At 70.6% G+C, this 2,989-nt stretch carries 3 protein-coding genes; 2 read left to right on the top strand and 1 reads right to left on the bottom strand.

From position 1 onward, the window contains the following. On the top strand, nt 1–759 hold a 759-nt coding region (locus tag EIO58_RS15235), incomplete at its 5' end, for an ABC transporter permease (RefSeq protein ID WP_127820227.1). A 140-nt stretch (nt 760–899) separates the two neighbouring features. Beyond that, nucleotides 900–1,811 (top strand): glycine betaine ABC transporter substrate-binding protein, encoded by a 912-nt coding sequence (locus EIO58_RS15230; RefSeq protein ID WP_127820226.1) that lies wholly within the window; start codon nt 900–902, stop codon nt 1,809–1,811. 71 nt (nt 1,812–1,882) lie between these two features. On the opposite strand, the gene EIO58_RS15225 is transcribed toward EIO58_RS15230, so the two are convergent. Continuing rightward, nucleotides 1,883–2,821, bottom strand: a complete 939-nt coding sequence (locus tag EIO58_RS15225) for a hypothetical protein (protein ID WP_127820225.1) — start codon at nt 2,819–2,821, stop codon at nt 1,883–1,885. Between the last annotated feature and the right edge of the window lie 168 nt (nt 2,822–2,989).

The raw sequence follows: 2,989 nt of genomic DNA, 5'->3' as shown, positions 1-2,989 counted from the left end.
CGGCTCGCCCTCGGCACCGGTCTCGGCCTGCTGCTGATCGTGCTCGTCGACCAATGGGACAACGCCATGGACACCCTGGCGCTCGTGCTGGTCGCATCGCTCATCGCAACGGCGATCAGCATCCCCGTCGGGATCTGGGCCGCCCGCAACGACCACGTCTCGCGCGTCGTGCGGCCGATCCTCGATTTCCTGCAGACGATGCCGGCGTTCGTGTACCTGATCCCGGCCATCATCTTCTTCGGGGTCGGGGCCGTGCCCGGAATGATCGCCACCATCCTGTTCGCCCTCGCCCCCGGCGTGCGACTCACCGAGCTCGGGATCCGCGGCGTCGACCATGAGGTCGTCGAGGCCGGCCACGCCTTCGGCGCGACCCCCGGGCGCATCCTCCGCCAGATCCAGCTGCCGCTCGCGCTGCCGAGCATCATGGCCGGCGTCAACCAGATCATCATGCTGAGCCTGTCGATGGTCGTGATCGCCGGCATCGTCGGCGCCGGCGGCCTCGGCGGCGAGATCACCCGCGCCATCGGCCGCATCAACGTCGGACTCGGATTCGAGGCGGGCATCTCGATCGTGATCATCGCGATGATCCTCGACCGGATCACCTCCGCTTTCGCCGACCCCGGCCGCGCGCGCTCGAAGAGGGCCAGGTCGCGTTCGACGGGCGACTCGCCGGATGACGACAAGCCGGATGTCGCGGCAGCCGAGACGGATCGCGAGCGACTGACCGCGTCGCCCCGTCGCGCCCCGATCGTGCGCTGAGATCACGTGACGGATGCCACGGACCGCGGCATCCGTCATCCACCGACCAGGCGGGTCCATCAGCCCGCCGGAGGCGCGCGAGATTCGTGCGTCCTGACCAAGACCGATCCGCGCACACCGCGGATGGAGAGGAAGTCGACATGATGAGCAAGAGAAAGCACCTTGCCTCGGGCATCGCGCTCGCCGGAGCCGCAACCCTCGTGCTGACCGGATGCTCGGGCAGCGCCGACGAAGGCACGGACTCCGCCTCGCCCGAGGGCGGCGCCGACCGCGCCATCGAACTCGCCGTGTTCAACGGCTGGGACGAGGGGATCGCCGCGTCGCAGCTGTGGGCCGCGATCCTCGAAGAGCAGGGCTACGAGGTCGAGTTGACGTACGCGGACGTGGCGCCGGTGTACGCGGGGCTCGCAGGAGGCGACTTCGATCTCGTCCTCGACACGTGGCTGCCGATCACGCACGCCGACTACATGGAGCAGTACGGCGACGACATCGTCGACCTGGGATCCTGGAACGACGAGGCGAAGCTCACCATCGCGGTGAACGAGGACGCCCCCATCGACTCGCTCGACGAGCTCGCGGCCAACGCCGACGCCTTCGGGAACCAGATCGTCGGGATCGAGCCCGGTTCGGGTCTCATGCGCATCACGGGCGACGAGGTCGTGCCGGGCTACGGCCTCGACGGCATGACGCTCATCGAGTCGTCGACGCCGGCGATGCTCGCCGAACTGCAGTCGGCCACCGACGCGGGTGAGAACATCGTCGTGACGCTGTGGCGTCCGCACTGGGCCTACAACGCGTTCCCGGTGAAGGACCTCGAAGACCCGCAGGGCCTCCTCGGCGACGCCGAGGGCATCCACTCGGTCGCGGCCACCAGCTTCGAGGAGGACTTCCCCGAGGTGTTCGAGTGGATCTCGAACTTCAAGATGCCCAGCGACGTCCTGTACTCGCTCGAGGACGCGATGTTCAACCAGTACGACGGCGACGACTACGGTCCCGTCGTCGAGCAGTGGATCGCCGACAACCAGGAGTACGTCGACGGACTGACCTCCTGACCTGGCACCACCACACGACGCGGCACGCCGTTCGACCTCGGTCGGGCGGCGTGCCGTTCTCGTGCTCCGGGTCAGCCCGAGGGGCGGCTCTTCGGGCGCACGACGCGTCCGGGAGCCCCGGGGGTCCGTGCGGGCACGGGCCACGACTTGGGCTCGGGCGTGGGGGACGCAGCGGGGGTGGCATCGGGCTCGTGCGCCGAGAGGTGCGCTTCGGTGGCGGCCGGGGCATCCGTCGTCGTCGTGCCGGCGTCCGACGAGGGCCCGAGCTCGAGCATGACCTTCTTCTCGAGCACCTCGATGGCCTCGTCCGAGACCGAGATGAGGCCGTCGAGCTCCTCGCGCACGCGGCGGTAGGCGAGCTGCCGCTCGGCGGGGGTCGCCGCCTCGTCGACGGCGACCGTCAGCAGCTGCTTCGCGGTGTCGAGGCGCTTGCGCTCGGCCTCGGTGAAGCTCGAGTCGCGCAGGCGCCGGGCGTCGCGCTCGGCGACGTCGAACGCGACCTCGAAGTCGGCGACCGCGTTGCGGTACTCGGTGAGCTGCTCGTTGGTGATGCGGGCCTTCGCCGACGGGGGCCGCAGACCATCGGCGATGCGCTTGGCGCGCAGGAAAGCAGCGGTGAGCGGCTGGCGTCCGTCGCTCATGGCCGGGAAGGCGATGATCTTCGCGACGTCGAGCTCGTACTCGAGCCACCGCGCGGTCACGGCGTCGTGCGTCGCGAGGAGTCGCTCGAGCTGGGTGGCCTGCGTCTCGCGCGTCGCGGTCTCGGCCGGAGCTCCCACGGTCGTCGCGGTCGCGCCCGTGACGGGCGGGAGGGATGCCGCGGCCACCGGCTTGCCTCGCGCCGCCGCCTGTGCGGCCTTCAACTCGGCCTTGGCGCGAAGGACTTCGAGGCGCCGCCTGTGGCGGCGGCGCGCTCCCCGCTCCCAGGCGCTGCCGACGGATGCCAGCACGCCGAAGAGGGGAAAGACGAGCCACCAGAAGTCGCCCGCGAAGTCCCAGAACTGGTCCACCCTGTCATGGTAGCCGCCGGGGCCCGGCGCGGGACCTGCCTCAGGGTGCGCTGTCAGGCGGAACGTCACCGCCCCGACCGGCGGGCGGCTTCGGGAGCAGCGACGGCAGGCGTCCGGCCAGCTCGGCCAGGGTGGTCGCGGCGGCGGTGACGCTCGCTGCGGCGGCTG

The sequence above is a fragment of the Microbacterium sp. CPCC 204701 genome (assembly GCF_004010105.1).
Classification (GTDB): domain Bacteria; phylum Actinomycetota; class Actinomycetes; order Actinomycetales; family Microbacteriaceae; genus Microbacterium.
Note: the sequence above shows the minus strand (reverse complement) of the source record. Positions and strands in the feature narration are given on the sequence as shown.